The 19010-nt window shown below is 73.2% G+C and carries 19 protein-coding genes; 9 read left to right on the plus strand and 10 right to left on the minus strand.

The genetic code is table 11. The features are described 5' to 3' along the window. The first annotated feature begins 43 nt into the window (after positions 1-43). From D9V36_RS11435 to D9V36_RS11445, 3 genes are all read left to right on the plus strand, one after another. Positions 44-994: a metallophosphoesterase family protein gene (locus tag D9V36_RS11435; protein WP_129293675.1), complete on the plus strand. Its 951-nt coding sequence runs from the start codon at positions 44-46 to the stop codon at positions 992-994. After that, the gene (locus D9V36_RS11440) at positions 991-1650 is read left to right on the plus strand and encodes a 4'-phosphopantetheinyl transferase family protein (protein ID WP_129293676.1); all 660 of its coding nucleotides are present in this window, start codon (positions 991-993) and stop codon (positions 1648-1650) included. Before D9V36_RS11435 ends, D9V36_RS11440 begins: the two co-directional genes overlap by 4 nt. A gap of 129 nt (positions 1651-1779) precedes the next feature. Next, the gene (locus tag D9V36_RS11445; protein WP_129293677.1) at positions 1780-3063 is read left to right on the plus strand and encodes an NPCBM/NEW2 domain-containing protein; all 1284 of its coding nucleotides are present in this window, start codon (positions 1780-1782) and stop codon (positions 3061-3063) included. Between the two features lie 105 nt (positions 3064-3168). Here D9V36_RS11445 and msrB read toward each other — a convergent pair whose 3' ends face one another. The 4 genes from msrB to D9V36_RS11465 form a co-directional block, all read right to left on the minus strand. After that, a complete protein-coding gene (gene msrB, locus D9V36_RS11450; RefSeq protein WP_129293678.1) occupies positions 3169-3576 on the minus strand; it encodes a peptide-methionine (R)-S-oxide reductase MsrB in 408 nt (135 codons plus the stop codon). 17 nt (positions 3577-3593) lie between these two features. Next, positions 3594-4991, minus strand: coding sequence for a UDP-N-acetylmuramate--L-alanine ligase (gene murC / locus D9V36_RS11455; protein ID WP_129293679.1), 1398 nt, complete (start codon positions 4989-4991; stop codon positions 3594-3596). Between the two features lie 190 nt (positions 4992-5181). Next, a complete protein-coding gene (locus D9V36_RS11460; protein ID WP_129293680.1) occupies positions 5182-5823 on the minus strand; it encodes a response regulator in 642 nt (213 codons plus the stop codon). Further along, positions 5820-6989: a sensor histidine kinase gene (locus D9V36_RS11465; RefSeq protein ID WP_129298352.1), complete on the minus strand. Its 1170-nt coding sequence runs from the start codon at positions 6987-6989 to the stop codon at positions 5820-5822. The genes D9V36_RS11460 and D9V36_RS11465 overlap by 4 nt, the downstream gene beginning before the upstream one ends. 343 nt (positions 6990-7332) lie before the next feature. Between D9V36_RS11465 and D9V36_RS11470 the strand changes: the two genes are divergently transcribed. Together D9V36_RS11470 and D9V36_RS11475 are read left to right on the plus strand one after the other, a co-directional pair. After that, the gene (locus D9V36_RS11470; RefSeq protein WP_129293681.1) at positions 7333-8544 is read left to right on the plus strand and encodes an FtsX-like permease family protein; all 1212 of its coding nucleotides are present in this window, start codon (positions 7333-7335) and stop codon (positions 8542-8544) included. Beyond that, on the plus strand, positions 8541-9239 hold the full coding sequence (locus tag D9V36_RS11475; protein ID WP_129293682.1) for an ABC transporter ATP-binding protein: 699 nt from the start codon (positions 8541-8543) through the stop codon (positions 9237-9239). Before D9V36_RS11470 ends, D9V36_RS11475 begins: the two co-directional genes overlap by 4 nt. 92 nt (positions 9240-9331) lie before the next feature. Here D9V36_RS11475 and D9V36_RS11480 read toward each other — a convergent pair whose 3' ends face one another. Then, positions 9332-9829, minus strand: coding sequence for an indole-3-glycerol phosphate synthase (locus D9V36_RS11480; RefSeq protein WP_129293683.1), 498 nt, complete (start codon positions 9827-9829; stop codon positions 9332-9334). Between the two features lie 138 nt (positions 9830-9967). Further along, positions 9968-10792, minus strand: coding sequence for a dihydrofolate reductase family protein (locus D9V36_RS11485; RefSeq protein ID WP_129293684.1), 825 nt, complete (start codon positions 10790-10792; stop codon positions 9968-9970). 67 nt (positions 10793-10859) lie between these two features. Between D9V36_RS11485 and zapE the strand changes: the two genes are divergently transcribed. Continuing rightward, positions 10860-11981 carry a cell division protein ZapE gene (gene zapE, locus D9V36_RS11490; protein WP_206739646.1) on the plus strand — a complete coding sequence of 374 codons (1122 nt, stop codon included), beginning with the start codon at positions 10860-10862 and terminating at the stop codon, positions 11979-11981. A 103-nt stretch (positions 11982-12084) separates the two neighbouring features. Beyond that, positions 12085-13503 carry an alkaline phosphatase PhoX gene (locus tag D9V36_RS11495; RefSeq protein WP_129293686.1) on the plus strand — a complete coding sequence of 473 codons (1419 nt, stop codon included), beginning with the start codon at positions 12085-12087 and terminating at the stop codon, positions 13501-13503. A 206-nt stretch (positions 13504-13709) separates the two neighbouring features. Here the strand turns inward: D9V36_RS11495 and D9V36_RS11500 are convergent, their stop codons facing one another. Both D9V36_RS11500 and D9V36_RS11505 read right to left on the minus strand, forming a co-directional pair. Beyond that, the gene (locus D9V36_RS11500; protein ID WP_129293687.1) at positions 13710-14378 is read right to left on the minus strand and encodes an ABC transporter; all 669 of its coding nucleotides are present in this window, start codon (positions 14376-14378) and stop codon (positions 13710-13712) included. Then, entirely contained in the window at positions 14375-15424 is a 1050-nt protein-coding gene (locus D9V36_RS11505; protein ID WP_129293688.1) for an ATP-binding cassette domain-containing protein, read from the minus strand. The genes D9V36_RS11500 and D9V36_RS11505 overlap by 4 nt, the downstream gene beginning before the upstream one ends. A 491-nt stretch (positions 15425-15915) precedes the next feature. Between D9V36_RS11505 and D9V36_RS11510 the strand changes: the two genes are divergently transcribed. Together D9V36_RS11510 and D9V36_RS11515 are read left to right on the plus strand one after the other, a co-directional pair. Continuing rightward, positions 15916-16620: a peptidyl-tRNA hydrolase gene (locus D9V36_RS11510; protein WP_129298353.1), complete on the plus strand. Its 705-nt coding sequence runs from the start codon at positions 15916-15918 to the stop codon at positions 16618-16620. A gap of 139 nt (positions 16621-16759) precedes the next feature. Then, on the plus strand, positions 16760-17236 hold the full coding sequence (locus D9V36_RS11515; protein ID WP_347239878.1) for a YrhB domain-containing protein: 477 nt from the start codon (positions 16760-16762) through the stop codon (positions 17234-17236). Between the two features lie 232 nt (positions 17237-17468). On the opposite strand, the gene D9V36_RS11520 is transcribed toward D9V36_RS11515, so the two are convergent. Together D9V36_RS11520 and D9V36_RS11525 are read right to left on the minus strand one after the other, a co-directional pair. Then, positions 17469-17834 carry a darcynin family protein gene (locus tag D9V36_RS11520; protein ID WP_129293689.1) on the minus strand — a complete coding sequence of 122 codons (366 nt, stop codon included), beginning with the start codon at positions 17832-17834 and terminating at the stop codon, positions 17469-17471. A gap of 119 nt (positions 17835-17953) precedes the next feature. Then, positions 17954-18847 (minus strand): NAD(P)H-binding protein, encoded by an 894-nt coding sequence (locus D9V36_RS11525; RefSeq protein WP_129293690.1) that lies wholly within the window; start codon positions 18845-18847, stop codon positions 17954-17956. Positions 18848-19010: the final 163 nt, after the last annotated feature.

Below are 19010 nucleotides of genomic sequence, written 5' to 3' on the forward strand. Positions count from 1 at the left end.
GGCAGCCCTTCACTCTCTCCCCCGCACCGTCTTTACTTCTGGGGTGACCTATGAGATCCGCACCCTCCCGCCCGGCGCCGCCGGCCCGGCCCCCACACCCGCTCCCGGCTCCCCCCAAGGGGGCGGCCACCGTGGCTCCCTGGTGGCCGTCAGCGATCTGCACGTCCGCTACCAGGAGAACCGCGACATCGTCGAGGGCTTAAGACCGGAGTCCGACGACGACTGGCTGCTGGTCGCCGGCGACGTCGGCGAATACGTCTCCGACATCTGCTGGGCGCTCACCCTGCTCAGCAGCCGGTTCGCCAAGGTGATCTGGGTGCCCGGCAATCACGAGCTGTGGACGCCGGAGCACGACCCGGTGCAGCTGCGCGGCGTGGCGCGCTATGAGCATCTGGTCGAGATCTGCCGCGAGTTGGGCGTCCTCACCCCCGAGGACCCGTATCCGCTCTGGGAGGGCGCCGGTGGTCCGGCCGTCATCGCACCGCTCTTCCTCCTCTACGACTACACCTTCCGGCAGCCCGGCATCACGTCCAAAGAAGCGGCGCTCGCCCAGGCGGAGAAGGCCGGAGTGGTCTGCACCGACGAGCACTTCCTGCACCCCGATCCGTATCCGACCCGGGAGGCGTGGTGCGCGGCGCGGGTGGCCGCCACCGAGGCCAGGCTCGCCGCCCTGCCGCCGGAGGTGCCCACGGTGCTCGTCAACCACTGGCCGGTGGTGCGCGAGCCCACCGCCCCGCTGTGGTACCCGGACTTCGCGCTGTGGTGCGGCACCGAGGCGACCGCGGACTGGCCGCGCCGGTTCCGTGCCGCCACGGTCGTCTACGGCCACCTCCACATCCCGCGGCTGCTGGTCTGCGACGGCGTGCCCCATCAGGAGGTGTCGCTCGGCTATCCACGGGAGTGGCAGCGCCGCTCCCGCGCACCGGGGCGGCCGGTCCGGATCCTGCCCGCGCCCGCCCCCGTCACCGCCGGAAGGACCGGGACCCCCGCGTGATCGACAAACTGCTGCCGGCCCCGGTCGTGACCGCCGAGGCCTTCGACGACGCCCCGGTCTCCGAGATGTTTCCCGAGGAGTGGGCGCTGGTGTCCGGCGCCGTGCCCAAGCGGCAGAAGGAGTTCGGCACCGTACGCCGCTGCGCCCGCAGCGCGCTGTCCGAACTGGGCATCGCCCCCGCCCCCCTGCTCCCCGGCCCCAAGCGGGAGCCGCTGTGGCCGGCGGGCATCGTGGGTGCCATGACGCACTGCGCCGGCTACCGCGCCGCCGCCGTGGCCCGCTCCGCGGACGTACGGACCGTCGGTCTGGACGCCGAGCCCCATCTGCCCGTGGACGATCCCGGCGTGATCGACCTCATCACCCTGCCCGAGGAACGCGCCCAGCTGCGCCGGCTGGCCGGCGCACAGCCCGAAGTCTGCTGGGACCGCCTGGTGTTCAGCGCGAAGGAGTCCGTCTACAAGGCGTGGTACCCCCTCGCCCACCGCTGGCTCGGCTTCGAGGACGCCCTCCTCACCCTCGACCCGTCGGACGCCACCTTCACCGCCCGTCTCCTCGTCCCCGGCCCGGTGGTCGACGGCAGGGAGCTCACCGAATTCACCGGCCGGTGGCTCGTGGAAGCGGGGTTGGTGGTGACGGCGATCGTGGAAATGGTGTGACGGGGCGGCCGCGGGAGACGGGTCGCCCGCGGCCTCCGGTGCCGAACGAAGCACCGGCCTCCGGATACCCGCCCTGCTTGCGGTATTTTTCATGGCCCGTCAGGACGTCGAAGGGTGATCGGCCCACTCATGCAAGAGCACTGCGACACCACCGGTGGGACCGCACCCTCCGATACCGAGCTGGTCCGGCGCATCCGTGCGGCCGCCCGGTCCGGCGACCGGGCGGCGGACACCCCGTTCGGCACACCGGCTCCGGACGGCACGGCCCGGACGGCCCAGATGGCCCTCAACGAGTTCCACCAACGGCACTACGCGGCCGTGCTGGCCTACGCCCGTGACTGCTGCCGCTCGTCCCAGGCCGCGGCGGATCTGGCGAAGGAGGCCATCAACCACGTCCTGCACTCCCCCGGCCCGGAAGAGGGTGCCGATCCGGCCTGGCTGACCGCCCTGCTCGCGGCGGTACGCCATACCGCCGCCGCCTGGAACCGCACCGCCCGCAACACCGAGCTGCGCGACGACGTCGCGTCCTGGCTGGCCGCCGAGTCGGCGCAAGCTCCCGGCCCCGCTTACGGCGCCGGGCCGTCCGGCGACGTCAGCGCGCCCACGGCCGGCCTGAGCTTCTCGGGGACGGTCCTGCCCGACGCGCCGGGCAAGCCACGGCGGGCGCGGTTCACACCGGCGCGGATCACCCTGCTCGCAGTCGCCGTGGCCGTCCTGGCCGGCGTCGCCATATCCGTCGGCCCGCTGCTCGGCACGGAGCGCGACGATGCCGCGGCCGGGCACCGCGCCCCGGCGGACCGCTCTGCGGCCCCCGCCACGGAGCAGCCGCCGTCCGCCAGGAGCTCCGCGACCGCTTCTCATTCGCCGTCGAGCTCGCCGTCCCCCACGCACAGCAAGAAGCCGAAGCACCCGAGCACCCGGCCCTCGTCGCCGGCGAAGCCGTCGCACTCGTCCCGCCCCGCTCCCGGCCCCGCGGACAAACCGCCGGCCGGCCACACCGCGCCGCTGGGCTCCCGGCCCTGGAGCTCCCAGAAGTACAGCTTCGCGCCGTTCCGGCAGGACAGCAGCATCGACGGACACCCGCTCACCATCCAGGGCGCCACCTACTCCCAGGGACTGGGCGCGCACGCCTACGACGAGGTCACCTACGACCTCGGTGGCAGCTGCTCCGCCCTCACCGTGGATGTCGGACTCGACGACGAGGTGGGCGCGAACGGCTCCGTGGTCTTCCAGATCTACCGGGACGCCACCAAGGTCGCCGACAGCGGCCTGATGACGGTCGACCAGCCCGCGAAGCGCCTCACCGCGGACCTCACCGGCGGCAGCCAACTACGGCTGGTGGTCACCGACGGCGGCAACGGCAACGACTCCGACCACGCCGACTGGGGAGGCCCCCAGATCACCTGCCGCTGAGCCGCTGATCAGGCTCCGCCCGGCAGCGGCCGGACCGGGACGGCCTGCCGTGGCCCGCCGGATCCGCCCCGGGGCGGATCCGCTACCTGGCGTCCGGCACGGCGCTCACTGATCGTCCGGGCTCAACCGCAGCGAGATCGAGTTGATGCAGTACCGCTGGTCGGTGGGGGTCGGGTAGCCCTCCCCCTCGAAGACGTGGCCGAGGTGGGAGCCGCAGCGGGCGCAGCGGACTTCGGTGCGGACCATGCCGTGGGTGCGGTCCTCGATGAGTTCGACGGCTTCGGAGTCCTTGGGGTCGTAGAAGGACGGCCAGCCGCAGTGGCTCTCGAATTTGGTGTCGGAGCGGAAGAGCTCGGTGCCGCAGGCGCGGCAGGAGTAGACGCCCTCGGTCTTGGTGTCGGTGTACTCGCCGACGAAGGCGGGCTCGGTGCCGGCCTGGCGGAGCACCTGGTACTCGGCGGGGGTCAGCTCGGCGCGCCACTGCTCGTCGGGCTTGTCGATCTCGTACGGCATCTGGGGTCCTCCTCAGCTCAGCTGCCCAGGCGGGACAGGATGGCGGGGCCGAGGTCGGTCACATCGCCCGCGCCCATGGTGAGAACAAGGTCGCCGGGCTTCGCCATTCCTGCGATGACCTCCGGGACGGCGGCCTGGTCGCTCTCGGGGGTGACGTCGGCACCGGCGGTGCGCGCGGCGTCGATGATCAGGGCGCTGGTGATGCCCGGGATCGGGTCCTCGCGGGCCGGGTAGATGTCCAGGACGACGGAGGCGTCGGCCAGGGCGAGTGCCTGGCCCATCTCGGTGCCCAGCTCCTGGGTGCGGGAGAAGAGGTGCGGCTGGAAGACGACCAGCACCCGGGAGCCGTCGGCGGCGCCGCGGATGGCCTCCAGGTCGGCGGTCATCTCCGTGGGGTGGTGGGCGTAGGAGTCGATGACCTGGACGCCGGCCGCCTCGCCCTTGAGCTGGAGGCGGCGCTTGACGCCGGTGTACTTGCCGAGCGCGGAGGCGAGGTTGTGCGGTGCGAGGCCCAGGGCGACGCCGGCGGCCAGGGCGGCGACGGCGTTGTGGGCGTAGTGCCGGCCCGGGACGGAGACGGTGAAGGTGAGGATCTTGCCGCTGGTGAGGGTGACGGTGACATCGCTGGTCAGGCCGCGGGGGTTGACCTTGAGGATGCGGACGTCGGCGTCCGCGGACTCGCCGTAGGTGACGACCTCGATGTCGTAGCGGCCGGAGATCCGCTCGGTCAGCTCACGGGCGCCGGGCTGGTCGGCGGCGATGACCAGGGTGCCGCCGGGGCGGATGCGGCCGACGAAGGTCTCGAAGGACTCGTAGATCTCGTCCATCGAGGCGTAGTTGGCGTGGTGGTCGAGCTCCACGTTGAGGATGATCGCGACCTCGGGGGCGTACTTGTGAAAGCTGCGGTCGCTTTCGTCGGCCTCGGCGACGAAGATCTCGCCGGCGCCGTGCTCGGCGTTGGAGCCCGGGGCGTCGAGGTCGCCGCCGATGGCGTAGGACGGCTTGAGGCCGAGGGCGCCGAGGGAGACGGCCAGCATGGAGGTCGTGGTCGTCTTGCCGTGGGTGCCGGCGACGGCGATGGGGCGCAGGCCGTCCATGAGGGAGGCGAGCGCGTCGGAGCGGTGGACCACCGGGATGCCGCGTTCGTGGGCGGCGGCCAGCTCGGGGTTGTCCGGGCGGATCGCGGAGGAGACGACGACGCTGGTGGCGTCCTCGGCCAGGTGTCCGGCGGCGTGGCCGAGGTGGACCGTGGCACCGAGGGAGCGCAGGGCCTGGGCGGTCGCGGAGTCCTTCGCGTCGCTGCCCGCCACCCGGGCGCCGCGCTGCGTGAGGATCTTGGCGATGCCCGACATGCCGGCTCCGCCGATGCCGATGAAGTGCGGCCGGTCCATCGAGGCTGGGATGGCGGGTGCCATGGGCGGGTCTCCCTGATCGTCGATCATCGCGAGCGGTGGTGCTGTCCATGATTCTCGCACCCGGCACCGACAGTGCCGGTCCGTGGACCCCTGACGGGTGCGGGAGGCCGGCCCGGCCGGGTGGAAAGGGCCGGTCCCGGCTGGGAAGGCCGGCCCGGCCGGGTCCGGGATACGGCCCGGGGCGCGGCGTTCAGCGGCGGATCAGCCCCTGGGCGGTGGCGGCGGCGACCGCGGAGGTGCGGGAGTCCACGCCCAGCTTGGCGTAGATGTGGACGAGGTGGGACTTGACGGTCGCCTGGCTGAGGAAGAGCCGTTTGCTGATCGCCGCGTTCGGCAGACCGTCGGCGACGAGCTGGAGGACCTCGGTCTCCCGGCGGGAGAGCGCGGTGGCGGGGGTCCGCATCCGGTCCATGAGGCGCAGCGCGACGGTGGGGGCGAGTGCGGACTTCCCGGCGGCGGCGGTGCGGACCGCGGCCGCCAGTTCCTCCGGAGGGGCGTCCTTGAGGAGGTAGCCGGTGGCGCCGGCCTCGATGGCGGCGAGGATGTCGGCATCGGTGTCGTACGTGGTGAGCACGAGGACGCGCGGCGCACCGGGACGGGCGGTGATCTCCGCGGTGGCCTGGGAGCCGAGCATCCGGCCGCCGAACTGGAGGTCCATGAGGACGACGTCGACGGCGAGCCGCGCGGCGAGGTCGACGGCCTGCTCGGCGGTCGGGACGTCGGCGACGATCTCGAAGTCGTCCTCGGTCTCCAGGACGGCGCGCAGACCGGCGCGTACGACGGGGTGGTCGTCGGCGAGCAGCAGCCGGACGGGGGTGTCCGTCGCGGTCACGGGGCGGCCTCCACGAGGGCGTCGGGCGGGGCGGCGGGACAGGGCAGGGTGACGGCGACCGCGGTGCCCTCGCCGGGGGCGGACTCGACGACGAGGGTGCCCTGGAGGGCGCGGGCCCGGGCGCGCATCGCGGCGAGGCCGAAGCCGCTGCCGTCCGCCGCCGCGGAGCCCGGGGCGGGCACCTCGGCGGGGACGAACCCGGCGCCGTCGTCGACGACGTCCAGCGCGACCTCGGTGTCCATGTAGCTGAGGGTCAGCTCGGCGCGTCCGGCACCGGCGTGCCGCACGGTGTTGGCGAGCGCGGACTGGGCAATCCGTAGCAGCGCGACCTCGTGCGTGGTGGGGAGCGCGGTGGGTGTGCCGGAGACCTGGCAGTGCACGGCGAGCGGGGAGGTACGGGCGGTGGTGGCGCACAGCCGCTCCAGCGCGGCCGGCAGCGAGCCGGCCTCCAGGTCGGGCGGGCTCAGCGCACGGACGAAGCGGCGGGCCTCGGCGAGGTTGCCGGCCGCGGTGGTGCGGGCCTGCCGGACATGGCCGAGGGCGGTGCCGGGCTGCCGCGGCAGGGCGCGCTCGGCGGCCCGCAGCAGCAGCTGGATGCTGGACAGGCCCTGGGCGAGGGTGTCGTGGATCTCGCGGGCCAGCCGCTCGCGTTCGGCGAGGACCCCGGCGGCGTGTTCCGCGGCGGCCAGTTCGCTGCGTGCCGCGGTGAGCTCCTCGATGAGACGGCGGCGCTGTTCGCTCTCCCGGTAGAGGGCCTCGTAGCCGAGGACGACGGCGACGGCGACGGCGGCGCCCAGGGCGGGACCGAGCACCGTGCCGAGGCTCAGGGTGTGGGTGTGCAGGGCGAATCCGGCGATGGCGGCGGCGGTGGTGGCCGCGACGGCGGCCAGTCCCCCTCGCAGCGGCAGCAGATGCAGCTGGACGAAGAACAGCGGGAAGGCCAGCCAGACGCCGTCCGGGGTGAGGGCGAGCAGCACCAGCCAGAGCAGGGCCACGGCGGCGAGCCAGAGGGCGGCGGCAGCGGTCGAGCTGCGGAGGCGGGGCAGCCGGGGGCCGGTCACGTACACCGCGAACAGCGCGGCCGCGCCGGCGGTCACGGCCGGGGCCGCGGGGGCGTGCGCGGCGACCGCACGCACGCAGGCCAGCGCCAGCAGCACGGCCACCATCAGGTGCAGGCAGCTGCGCAGGACCCGCAGGACGGGGGTGAGGGAGGGGGCGGTCGCGGATTCCCCGGTCGCGGTGTGTGCCGCAGATTCCCGGGTCGCGGTGTCTTCGGTCGCGGTGTTTTCAGTCGCGGTGTTTTCGGTCGCGGTTTCTTCGGTCACGGCTCCCCCAGGCTAAGCGGCGTCCCCACCTGCGGCATCAACCAAAGGGTTGATCGTGGGGCACATCTTTCGATCCGGGCGGACCCTTCCCCGGCGCGATGTCCGCGGCCCGCCCGGCAGGCGACGGTGGAGGCCGATGCCGGGCAGTGGAGTCCGGCACCCGGATCCGAGGAGGGCATCGCCGGTGTTCGTCGCCTGGAGGGACCTGAGATTCGCCAAGGGACGGTTCGCCCTGATGGGCACCGTCATTGTGCTGATCACGGTGTTGGTGGGATTGCTGTCGGGCCTGACGGCGGGCCTGGGCCGGGAGAACACCTCGGCGATCACCGCGCTGCCCGCCGACCATCTGGTGTTCTCGGCGCCCGCCGACGGCAGGGACGTCGCCTTCACCGATTCGCGGCTGACGGAGCGGACCGTACGGGCCTGGGCGCGGGTGCCGGGCGTACGGCACGCCGATCCGCTGGGGATCACGACGACGAAGGCCGAGTCCGGCGGCCGGACCGCCGCGGTGTCCCTGTTCGGCGTGCGGCCGGGGTCGGCGACGGCGCCCGCACGGGTGGGCGACGGCGCGGTGGTGCTGTCCGCGAAGGCCGCCGCCTCGCTGGGAACGCGGACCGGCGGCACGCTGACGCTCGGCGGCCGCACGGTCCGGGTGGCGGCGGTGTCGGGCGCGGCGATGTACGCCCATACGCCGGTGGTCTGGACGTCGCTGGAGGACTGGCGGCGGCTGGCGGGCGGCGCCGGGGCGGCCGCCGGTGGGCGCCCCGCCTCCGGTGACCAGGCCGCTTCCGGTGACCAGCCGGCTTCCGCGGAGCACGGCGCATCCGAGGGTTCCGGCACATCCGAGGGGACCGGCACATCCGAGGGGACCGGGGCCTCGGACGACGCCGCCGGAGCGACCGTCCTCGCCCTCTCCACCTCCGGCACCGCCGGCCTGGCCGCCGCCGACCGGGCGCTCGGCACACAGACCGTCGCCGCCGACGACGCCCTGCAGGCCATCGGCTCGTACGCCGCCGAGAACGGGTCCCTGCAGCTGATGCGCGGCTTTCTGTTCGCCATCTCCGCGCTGGTCATCGGGGCGTTCTTCACGGTGTGGACGATCCAGCGCGGTGGCGATGTCGCCGTGCTGAAGGCGCTGGGCGCCTCGACCCGCTCGCTGCTGCGCGACGCGCTCGGACAGGCCGTGGTGCTGCTGGTGGGCGGGACCGTCCTGGGCAGCGCCGTGGTGGCCGCGGTGGGCGCCGGGATCGGCGGCACAGTGCCCTTTGTGCTCGCCCCGGCCACCGTGCTCGCGCCCGCCCTGATCATGATCGCGCTGGGTGCCGCGGGCGCCGCGCTCGCCATCCGCCGCATCACGTCCGTGGACCCGCTCACCGCCCTGGGAAGTGCCCGATGAGCCTCGAACTGACCGATGTCACCCTCACCTACCCCGACGGCGACGCCCGGCTGACGGCGCTGGACGAGGTCTCACTGACCGTCCCCGCCGGATGTCTGACCGCGGTGATCGGCCCGTCCGGATCCGGCAAGTCCAGCCTGCTCGCGGTCGCCGCCACACTGATCCGCCCGGACCGCGGACGGGTGGTGGTCGGCGGCACGGACACCGCGGGGCTCGGCCGGGCCGCGCTGACGGCGCTGCGCCGCACCACCATCGGCACGGTCTTCCAGCAGCCCAATCTGCTGCCGTCGCTGACCGCCGCCGAACAGCTGCAGATGATGGCCCGCCTCGACGGGCGCGCGTCGCGTACGGCTCGGGCACGCACCCGGGAGCGGGCACGGGAGCTGCTGGCGGCGGTCGGCCTGGAGGACCAGGCCGGCCGGCGGCCGCATCAGCTGTCGGGCGGTCAGCGGCAGCGGGTCAATATCGCGCGGGCGCTGATGAACGAGCCCGCGGTGCTGCTGGTGGACGAGCCGACCAGCGCCCTGGACCACGAGAGGGGCGCCGCGGTGCTCACGCTGCTGCGCACGCTCACCCGGCAGCGCGCCACCGCGACGGTGCTGGTCACCCACGACCCCGACCGTCTGGACGCGGCGGACACGGTCGCCGAGGTGCGGGACGGCCGACTGGTCCCCCGGTCCGTCGCCCGCCCCTGACCGGCGGCGGGACCGGGGGGACGGGACCCGGGGGACGGGCCCCGGCGGACGGAACCCGGCGGATGGCGCGGGCCCCGGTACCGGCGGGCCGCTCAGCCTCCGGCCGTCCCCTGGGGCTGGTCGTCCGCCGCATGGGAGAACAGCTTGAGGACCGGGACGCCGACCTTGTGGCGGGCGCGGGAGGCCCAGTCGCGGTGGAAGAACTCCTCCACGAAATGCGGGGTGGTCAGCACGATCACCTCGTCCGCACCGGTCTCGTCGACGACGGACCGCAGCAGGTCCAGCGGATGGTCCTCGACCACCTGCCCGACGGCCTGCGCGCCGGTGTCGCGCAGGGCCTGCAGCGTGTGGGCCAGGGCGAGCTCGGCGGGGGCCTCCGCCCGGGCACCGCCCGGTTCCTCGCCCTCCCGTACGGCGTCGTCGAACTCACCGAGGGCCACGTCATCGATGGCCCGTAGCAGAACATCCTGCTTGCCGCGAGGCTGCATGAGCACGACGAACGAGATCCGGTCATCGCCGTGCAGGGTGGTCACAAACTCCACATCGGCAGGCGTCAGTGGCTTCTCGATCATCAATACGCTCGTGAACACGACGGACGCCCTTCTTCTCTTCGGGGCGCCGCATGGCACGGAGCCCGACAGACACCATCCTGCCCCGTAGCCGTGCGGGACTGTTGGCTTTCAGTGTGCCCAACAGAAGCTAAGCGGAACAGACAATTCCGACGATTGTCACGACCGGCGGTAGCGAGTGAAGAGGAATCCGCCCTCCTCCAGTACGGACGCCAGGGCGAACCGCTCCGGTACCGGGACGGCGGGGCCGTTCATGATCCTCGGCGCGTCGCCCACGGCGACCACCGGAGCCAGCGACAGACACAGCTCGTCCAGCGCACCGGCCGCCGCGAACTGCCCCAGCAGCTTCGGCCCGCCCTCCGTCAGCAGCCGGGTGTGGCCCCGTTCGGCCAGCACCCCGGTCACCCGGGCCGGATCGACGCCCTGGCCCTCCCCGGCGAACAGCACCTCGACGCCCGCCGCGCGGGCCTTCGCCACCCGGTCAGCGGGCGCGCCCGCACCGGTCAACACCAGGGTGGGGACCAGCGGCTCGGTGAACAGCGGCAGGGTGAAGTCCAGTGCGAGGCCGGCGGTCACCACGGCGATGGCGGGGGCCGGGCCCTGGCCGGCGGCGGCCCGGCGGGCGGCGAACGCCTCCCGGGCGCGGGCCGGCCGGTAGCCCTCCTGCCGCACCGTCTCCGCGCCCGCCACCACCGCATCCGCGAGGCCCCGCAGCACCCCGAAGATCCGCATATCGGCAGCGCTGGAGAGCGGCTGCGAGCGGCCCTCGTGGTGGGCCGCGCCGTCCATGGAGGACACCATGTTCGCCCGCAGCCAGCCGGTGCGGCCCGAGCGCACCGGGTCGTCCGCCGCCGGGTACGCGTAGGCATCGGCCAGTTCGTCCAGCGTCCACTCGCGGTCCGTGGGGTCGAACGTCGCCACCACGGTGTTCTCGCTGTCGGGGGCCGGTACGGACGGGGCGGGGAGAGGGAACAGGCGTCGCATGGCGGCAGTGTGACATGCCTCGCTCAGCGGACCGGCGGCCCCCGCACAGGAGATAGGCTGGACGGCTGTGTCGCCTTCCCAGCACTCCTCCCCGCAGCCCGACCCGACAGCCGAACCGCCGGCCGACGGGGACGACGCGGCGCCCGCCGCGCTCACCGCCCGCGCCCCGCACGTCCCGGCCGACCGCCTGGTGGCCGAGATGGTGCCGCCGCCGCGCTTCCAGGGCGCCCGCTTCGACACCTACATCCCGGACCCGAAGCAGCCCAGCCAGGCCGAGGCCGTCCAGGTCCTGGGCGACTTCGCGGAGAGCATCGACGCCGGGCGGGCCGGCTCGGGCAAACGGCGCTGGTTCGCCAGGAAGCCCGCGGCCCCCCAGGGCCCGCGCGGCGTCTATCTGGACGGCGGCTACGGCGTCGGCAAGACCCACCTGCTCGCCTCCCTGTGGCACGCCACCCCCGCCCCGGCCGAGCGCAAGGCCTTCGGCACCTTCGTCGAGCTGACCAACCTCGTCGGCGCACTCGGCTTCCAGCAGACCGTCCGCACCCTCGGCGAGCACAAACTGCTGTGCATCGACGAGTTCGAGCTGGACGATCCCGGTGACACGGTCCTGGTCTCCACCCTGCTCGGCAAGCTGGTCGACGCCGGGGTGGCGCTGGCCGCCAGCTCCAACACGCTGCCCGGCAAGCTGGGCGAGGGCCGGTTCGCCGCGGCCGACTTCCTACGGGAGATCCAGGGCCTGAGCGCCCACTTCCGTCCGCTGCGGATCGACGGCGAGGACTACCGCCACCGCGGCCTGCCCGAGGCGCCCGCCCCGTACGACGATGAGACGGTCACCCGCACGGCGTACCGCACGCCCGGTGCCTCCCTCGACGACTTCCCCTCCCTGCTGGAGCACCTGTCCCGGGTGCACCCCAGCCGCTACGGCGCGATGTGCGACGGCATCGAGGCGGTCTGCCTCACCGACGTCCAGGCGGTGCCCGACCAGTCCACCGCGCTGCGCCTGGTGGTCCTGGCCGACCGGCTCTACGACCGCGAGGTGCCGGTGCTGACCTCGGGCAAGGCCTTCGACGAGCTGTTCAGCGAGGAGATGCTGCGCGGCGGCTACCGCAAGAAGTACTTCCGGGCGATCTCCCGGCTGACGGCGCTGGCGCGCGACGCAGGCGCCCTGGTGGCCGACGGCTCACGGTAGACGCCCCGCGGCAACACCCGGGCCGCCGCCTGGTTCCCGGCGGCCCGGCCCCGTGGTACACACGAGCGGGTCACGTCACCTGTCCGCCAACAGGGAGTTGCCCATGTCCGCGACACGACGTCAGATCCTGGCGAGAACCGGAGCGCTGGGGGCGGGAATCGCCTTCTCCGGAAACCTCACGGAGCTCTTCACGGGGACCGCGACCGCACAGAGCATGGGGCAGCGCGGCTACGGCCCGCTGGTACCCGACCCGCACGGCCTGCTCGATCTCCCCCGGGGCTTCCGCTACCGGGTCCTGTCCCGGGAGGGCGACCCGCTGCGTTCGGGGGAGGGCAAGGTCCCCGGCAACTGCGACGGCATGGCTGCGTTTCCCGGTTCTCATGGTTCCTCCGGTTCACATGGTTCCTCCGGTTCCTCCGGTTCCTCCGGGCACGGCGGCACGTTTCTCGTTCGCAACCACGAGAACCGGACGGGCTCGCGCCAGGCCGTCCCCCGGGTCCGGGACCTGACGTACGACCCGGGCGGTGAGGGCGGCTGTACGGTCCTGGAACTCGGCCGGGACAACTCCGTCCGCTCGGAACGGGTCGCCATCGCCGGTACGTCCACCAACTGCGCGGGCGGCCCCACCCCTTGGCGCACCTGGCTGACCTGCGAGGAGACCGAGCACCGGGCCGGTGAGGAGAACTACGCCAAGGACCACGGCTTCATCTTCGAGGTCGATCCGTACGACCCGCGGCGCACCGGCGCGGTCCCGCTGACCGCGATGGGCCGCTTCCAGCACGAGGCGATCGCCGTCGACCCCGGCACCGGCACCGTCTATGAGACCGAGGACGCCTTCGACAAGCCGTTCGGCCTGTTCTACCGCTTTCTGCCGGAGAAGCCGAGGGGCGGCCGCGGTTCGCTCCGGGCCGGCGGCCGGCTCCAGGCGCTGCGGGTCCCCGGTGTGCCAGACCTCTCCACCGTCCAGCAACCGGGCACCACGTTCGACCACGTCACCTGGGTGGATGTGCCCGACCCGCTGGCCCGTCAGACCCCGATCCGTTTCCAGGACTTCGGCCCCGGCGGCATCACCCACGCCCAGAAGCTGGAGGGCTGCTACTGGGGCGGCTCCTGCGTCTACTTCGTCTCCAGCTTCGCGCACCGCGACGCCGGTTCGGCGGCCGACCACTACGGCCAGGTGTGGAAGTACGACCCGAGGAAGCGGCGGCTGACCCAGGTCGTCGTCTTCGGCCCGGACAGTGACCTCCAACTGCCCGGCGAGTCCCCCGACAACATCTGCCTGGCGCCCAGCGGCGGCCTGATGGTCTGCGAGGACGGCGAGGGCGCCCAGCACGTCTTCGGCCTCACCCGGCGCGGCGAGGTCTATGCGATGGCCCGTGGCCGGCAGAACATCGGCACCCCGCAGAAGCCGGAGTGGGGTGAGTTCGCGGGGGTGACCTTCTCGCCCGACCACCGGACGATGTACGTCAATTGCTATACGCCGGGGACGACGTTCGCGGTGACGGGGCCCTGGGAGCACTGAGCTTGCCCGGGTTCGGGGGTGAGGTTGGGTGGGGTGGTCGGCGGTGCCCGGGGAGGGCGTCGAGCGTGCGGCTGCTCCCCCCCACCCCCGAACCCACCCCCGCCCCCTCCCCCGAAGGGGGAGAGGGGGGAGGGGGCGGGGGAGACATCCGGGCCCGGTCCCAGCGCCGCGGCGGCGCTTCCACTCCGGCCATTCGTCCCGGCGCTTCAGCTCCGGCGGGAGCTGAGCGCGCACGCGACGGAGGTGGCGGCGGCCGCGAACAGAGCGGTGGCGGCGAGCGGCAGCCACGGGGTGGTGATCGTGCCGTGGGGAGAGCCGGTGACCAAGCCCGAGACGGCGGCGTTGGCGGGCGAGGCGCCCAGCACGAGGAGCAGCAGAGCGGCGAGCATGCCCACCGGGATGCTCCAGCCGCTGCTGCGCAGCACCGGCCGGTTGCTCAGCGCGCCGATCGCGGTACCCGTCAGCAGGCACGCAAGTGCGGCGAGCAGCCCGGCGGCCGCCGCGGGCAGGACCGGGACGGCGACCTGGTGGCCGGTGGAGTGCGGGTCGGACAGCAGCACGACCAGTGCCGTACCGAGCAGGGCGAGCAGCACCGCGGTACAGACCGCGGCCAGCACTCCGGCGAGGTGGGCCCGGCCGGGCCCGGCGGCCGCCACGGTGCAATTGCGGGCAGCCGGCGGCTCGTTGGTGACACAGACCCGGGTCAGCCATACGGCGACCGGCAGCAGACCGCCGGCGGCCCAGCCGAGCCCGACGAGGATCGGACCGCCGCTCTGGACGCCGATGGCCAGCCAGGCGGCGTAGAGGATCACCGGCGGCAGCCAGCGGTGCGAGCGGACGAGCAGCGCCGTCTGATAGCGGAGAAGAGCGATCATGTGAGAGGGGCCTCGCCGGGTGCGGAAGCGGATGCGGGCGCCGGCCCCTGGGTGGACGCGGGGTCCGATGCGGGCGCGGGCGCGGACGCCTGGGTGGACGTGGAGGCGGATGCCGGCGCGGATCCGGCGGCCGACGCCGGGCCGTCGTCGCCGGGCCCCTCCCCCGGCCCCGCCCCGGCGCTGGAGACCGACCGGATGTGCCACGGCGGCCGTGCGGTGAGCAGGGCGCGCAGCAAGGCGTCGGAGTGGACGGCGGGGACGGTCAGCCGCGTCGTACCGTCCGGCCGCAAAACGACCTGTGTCCCACCCGGCAGCCGTGGTGCTCCGGCGGGCGGCCGCTTTGGCCCCTCGGGCAGCCGCGCTCCCGGTGCGCCCTCCGCCTCGATCACCACTCCGGGGCCGGGCGCGGGCGCCTCGTCCCCCGCCGGGCCGCTCTCCTCGTGGGACAGCAGCCGCCCGTCCGCGACGCGGTAGCGGGCATCGGCCGCGCCCGCCAGCCGCCGCGGGTCGTGGTCGACGAAGACGACGGTGTCGCCGTCCGCGACCCGTTCGGCGACCGCACGGTTGAGCACCTCGCGGGCGCCCTGGTCCAGGCCGGTCCATGCCTCGTCCAGGACCAGGAGTTCGGGGTCGGCGAGCAATGCCTGGGCGACCGCGACCTTCTGGCTCGTTCCCTTGGACAGCTCGGCCAGTGGGGTGCGGGCGTGCGCGGCCGCCCCGAACCGGGCCAGCCACTCGGCGCCACGGCGACCGGCTTCGGGGCCGCGCAGACCGTGGATACGGCCGAGGTGGGTGAGGTAGTCGACGGCGGTGAAGGGCAGCGCCGCGGGGAACCGTTCGGGCACATAGGCGCTGCGCGGGCGGCCGGTGATACGTCCGGCACTGGGCCGGTCGATCCCGGCCAACAGCCGCAGCAGGGTGGATTTCCCGCTGCCGTTGGTCCCCTCGATGCGCAGCAGCGCACCCGCGGGCACCTCGAGTTGCACATCCCGCAGCACCCACGGGCCCCGCACCCCGTAGCGCCGCCCCACCCCGTCGAGCCTCATACCTGTTGGCACCTCCACCGCCGCCCGGCACCGCCACCCGGTTTTGTTATCGGCACTGCTGTCCGGTACTGCTGTCCGGTACTGCCACCCGGCGGCCTGGGCCGCTCCGCCGTTCCCGACGGTAGCCGGAACAGCTTCCCGGTGCCCGCCCCAGGGCGCGGCGCGCCGCGTCCGGCCGGAAACGCGGTGCCGGGTGGCGGCGTTGGCTCGGCGCTGCTGTGCCCACCGGCCGGCCCGCGGAACAGAGAAGCGGCGAGCGGAAGGCCTCGACGGTGACGGCTGTCGGTGACGCGTGCCCTGTCAGTGGCGGCTGGCAGACTGGACAGGTGACCAGCACAGAAAGCGAAACTGGACGGGTGACCAGCACAGAGAGCGCGAGCACACGAAGCGCGAACCCAGAGAGCGTCGGTAGCGCCAGTACAGAGAGCACCGGCACCGCGAGCACCGGCGCGGCGCACGCCGGCCGGCCCGGCAACGACGCCGGCAGCGCCGTGCGCCGTGAAGAGACCGGCCGGGACGCGGCACCGCAGTTCGTGCTGCCGCTCGTCGCGCGGATCGAGCGGGCCGAGCCGCCGTCGCGTACGGACGCGCTGGAGACCGCGGCGAGGGCGGTGCTGGTGCTGCTGTCGGACGAGCGGTCGGCCGGGGACGGCGAGTGGGCCGCGGCGGTGCGGGACTGGCAGGACGCCCGGATCCGGAAGGTGGTGCGGCGGGCGCGTGGCGCGGAGTGGCGGCGGGCCGGGGCACTGCCGGGCATCACGGTCACCGGCCACCACGCCGAGGTGCGGGTCTTCCCGCCGGTGCCGCTGGACGGCTGGCCGAAGGAGCTGGCGCGCCTGCAGGTCTCGGGCACGGAGCTGGACGACCCCCGGCCGCCCGGGGCACCCGTCGCCGGCGCCCCGGTGCTGTGGCTCAACTCCGGGCTGGGGATGTCGACGGGCAAGGAAATGGCGCAGGTCGGGCACGCTGCACAGCTGGCGTGGTGGGAACTGTCCGCGGAAGAGCGGGCGGCCTGGCGCGCGGCGGGGTTCCCGCTGTCCGTACGGTCCGCCCGGGGCGAGCACTGGCAGGAGCTGACCCGCAGTGGTCTGCCCGTGGTGACCGACGCCGGGTTCACGGAGATCGCCCCCGGGAAAACCGTGGTGGCCGAAGGGGGTGAGCGCTACTGCCCGCTCCCGCGCCTGCGGCAGCCGTAGACGGTCGCATGGTCCGAACCGAACCGAACCGGACTGGACCGGGCCGGACTGGACCAGACCGGACAGGACCGCCCACGAGCGTCCTGCGCTCGATGACTGGCTGGCCGGATCCCGGTTCCTGGACGATGCTGCACCCGTGATGGAGCGAGAGGCCGCGGTGCGGCTCGTCGAGGAAGAGCTGGATCGCGAGTATCAGAAGTGCTCGGCCCTGGGCATGGACGCGGTGCGCACGACAGTGCTGCGCGTAGCGGAACACGAGCTGGTCTGGAAGGTCTACTGGCAGTCGGAGGAGTACGCACGTACGGGGAACCACGCGGCCATGCTGATCGGCCACGGGCCGTACCTGGTGGACCGCATCGACGGAGGGCTGCACCAGATCGGGTTCCTCTCCGAGAAGAGCGGGAAGTGGGAGGCGGATTACCGCGCCCGTATCCGGGGGATGCGCGTCCGCACCGCGGTGGACGATCTGCACGACGAGCTGTGCGAGATCGCCGCCACACGAGGTCGCATGCAGACCGTCCGCGCTCTGCGGCAGACGCTGACGATGCTCTCTCCGGCTCAAGCGCTCGACTATGTGCAGGCCTTGCTCGGCGCGAACCCCCGCCCCGGCTCGTAGCCCTCGCGGTCGGGCAACTCATCGAGCCCATCAACCCGGTGTTCGCCGTGCAGACCGTCCACCTGGGAGGACCTCACCGCACTGCCTGACTCCCGGATTCGGCTTCTCCCTCGGGAAGCCGAATTCCCCATGGGGCGGCCGGAGAAGCGCGGCCCGCGCCGATGCCCTCCGGCTCCGAGGGACCGGAGGACCAGCGGACCGGAGGGCATCGGCACCGCGTTCGGGCGGTGTATCAGGTGGCGAGGGTGGCGACGGGGTCGAAGCCGTAGGTGCGGGCGTAGCCGTTCTCGGTGCCGACGAGGAGGTCGACGACCTCGAAGTAACGGTCCCAGAACGGGGTTTCGCGCAGCGCGTCGATGAGGAGCTGGTAGGCGTGGTGGTCGTCGGCTTCCCATACCCAGACGTCGGTGACGCGGGTGGAGTAGAACTCCGTGTCGTAAAAGCGTGACCGGACGCCGGTGGTCTTGGCCCGGATTGCGGGGACGACCTGGGTGGCGAAGGCGTTCGCCCGTTCCTGAGGGGTCAGGGCGAGCCATTCAGGTGTGGTCTTGACGAGCATGAACGCAGTGACTGGTGGTGCGGTTTCCTCGGACGGCATGACGGGCGACTCCGGAGTGGCAGATCGTCGTGGTGTGGTGGGCATCGTGTGCGGTGGAGGGTGCGTCTTCAGGAGAGGTGCGTCTTCAGGAGAGGTGCGTCTTCAGGAGAGGTGCGTCTTCAGGAGAGGACGGCGGGCTTGAGGGTTCGGGCGCACCACTCTTCGAAGGTGGGGCGGGAGGCGGTGTCCGGGGTACGGGAGACGCCTGCGTCGAGGCCTTCGTCCTTGGCCCGTTTCATGTCGACGAGGCCCTGGGCGAACGTCTCGTCGAGGCCGTGGCCGACGAGGCCGGTGTACAGCTCGTCGAGCGACTGGCGTTCGTAGCGGACGGGGCGGCCGAGCTGTTCGGTCATGATGCGGGCCAGGTCGTGAGGGGAGAGGTCCTGCGGCCCGAGGACCGGGACGCTGTCGTTGCCGGTCCACGAGCGCTCCAGCAGCAGACCGGCGGCGACCTCCGCGATGTCGGCGACGGCGACGAGGGGAGCCCTGCGCTCGGCGTGAACGGTGTCGGTGAAGACGCCCTTCTCGCGGATCGAGTCGGCCTCCTCCAGCAGGTTCTCGAAGAAGGACGGGTTGGCCAGGGCCCGGTACGCGACGCCGGTGCCGGCGATGAGGTCGTCCATGGCGAGGGAAGCGGTGACGAGTCCGGCGCGGTCGGCGACCGGGGTGCCGCGGCCGAGCGCGGAGACGCCGACGGCATGGCCGACGCCGTGAGCGGCAAGGGCCTTCGCGGCGGGGCGGGTGAAGCCGCAGAAGGCGTCCTCCGGAGGCAGGGAGGCGTCCGGGGGGACGAGCCAGAACACGGCGTCCGCACCCTCGAAGGCCCAGTCGACGACGTCGGCGTCGCCGTGCGAGCCGGTGACCACCTCGACGCGTTCGCGCACCGCGTCGGGAAGCCGGGCGGGGTCGCGCACGACCACCCGCAGCTCCTCTTCGTGGGCGGGGGCGGACTCCAGGAGCAGGGACAGCAGGTGACGGCCGATGTTCCCGGTGGGAGCAGTGATGACGATCATGAAAACCTCGTGGGACGTGCCGGATCGGTATGCCCCTCATCCTCGGAGGACCGCGGCGTTGCCACAATGACAACTTCAGTACGGGATAGTTGCCCGAAATGGAATTATGCAGGTGAACGGCCGGAACAGCCCGAACGGCTGGAACAACCGAACAGCCGGAACG

The organism is Streptomyces lydicus (assembly GCF_004125265.1).
GTDB classification, from domain to species: domain Bacteria; phylum Actinomycetota; class Actinomycetes; order Streptomycetales; family Streptomycetaceae; genus Streptomyces; species Streptomyces lydicus_C.

Excerpts from the sequence above, each read along its gene's own strand:
- D9V36_RS11445 (WP_129293677.1), top strand. The coding sequence starts at position 1,780 with ATGCAAGAGCACTGCGACACCACCGGTGGGACCGCACCCTCCGATACC.
- msrB (WP_129293678.1), bottom strand. The coding sequence starts at position 3,576 with ATGCCGTACGAGATCGACAAGCCCGACGAGCAGTGGCGCGCCGAGCTG.
- murC (WP_129293679.1), bottom strand. The coding sequence starts at position 4,991 with ATGGCACCCGCCATCCCAGCCTCGATGGACCGGCCGCACTTCATCGGC.
- D9V36_RS11465 (WP_129298352.1), bottom strand. The coding sequence starts at position 6,989 with ATGGTGGCCGTGCTGCTGGCGCTGGCCTGCGTGCGTGCGGTCGCCGCG.
- D9V36_RS11475 (WP_129293682.1), top strand. The coding sequence starts at position 8,541 with ATGAGCCTCGAACTGACCGATGTCACCCTCACCTACCCCGACGGCGAC.
- D9V36_RS11485 (WP_129293684.1), bottom strand. The coding sequence starts at position 10,792 with ATGCGACGCCTGTTCCCTCTCCCCGCCCCGTCCGTACCGGCCCCCGAC.
- D9V36_RS11495 (WP_129293686.1), top strand. The coding sequence starts at position 12,085 with ATGTCCGCGACACGACGTCAGATCCTGGCGAGAACCGGAGCGCTGGGG.
- D9V36_RS11500 (WP_129293687.1), bottom strand. The coding sequence starts at position 14,378 with ATGATCGCTCTTCTCCGCTATCAGACGGCGCTGCTCGTCCGCTCGCAC.
- D9V36_RS11505 (WP_129293688.1), bottom strand. The coding sequence starts at position 15,424 with ATGAGGCTCGACGGGGTGGGGCGGCGCTACGGGGTGCGGGGCCCGTGG.
- D9V36_RS11515 (WP_347239878.1), top strand. The coding sequence starts at position 16,760 with ATGGAGCGAGAGGCCGCGGTGCGGCTCGTCGAGGAAGAGCTGGATCGC.
- D9V36_RS11520 (WP_129293689.1), bottom strand. The coding sequence starts at position 17,834 with ATGCCGTCCGAGGAAACCGCACCACCAGTCACTGCGTTCATGCTCGTC.
- D9V36_RS11525 (WP_129293690.1), bottom strand. The coding sequence starts at position 18,847 with ATGATCGTCATCACTGCTCCCACCGGGAACATCGGCCGTCACCTGCTG.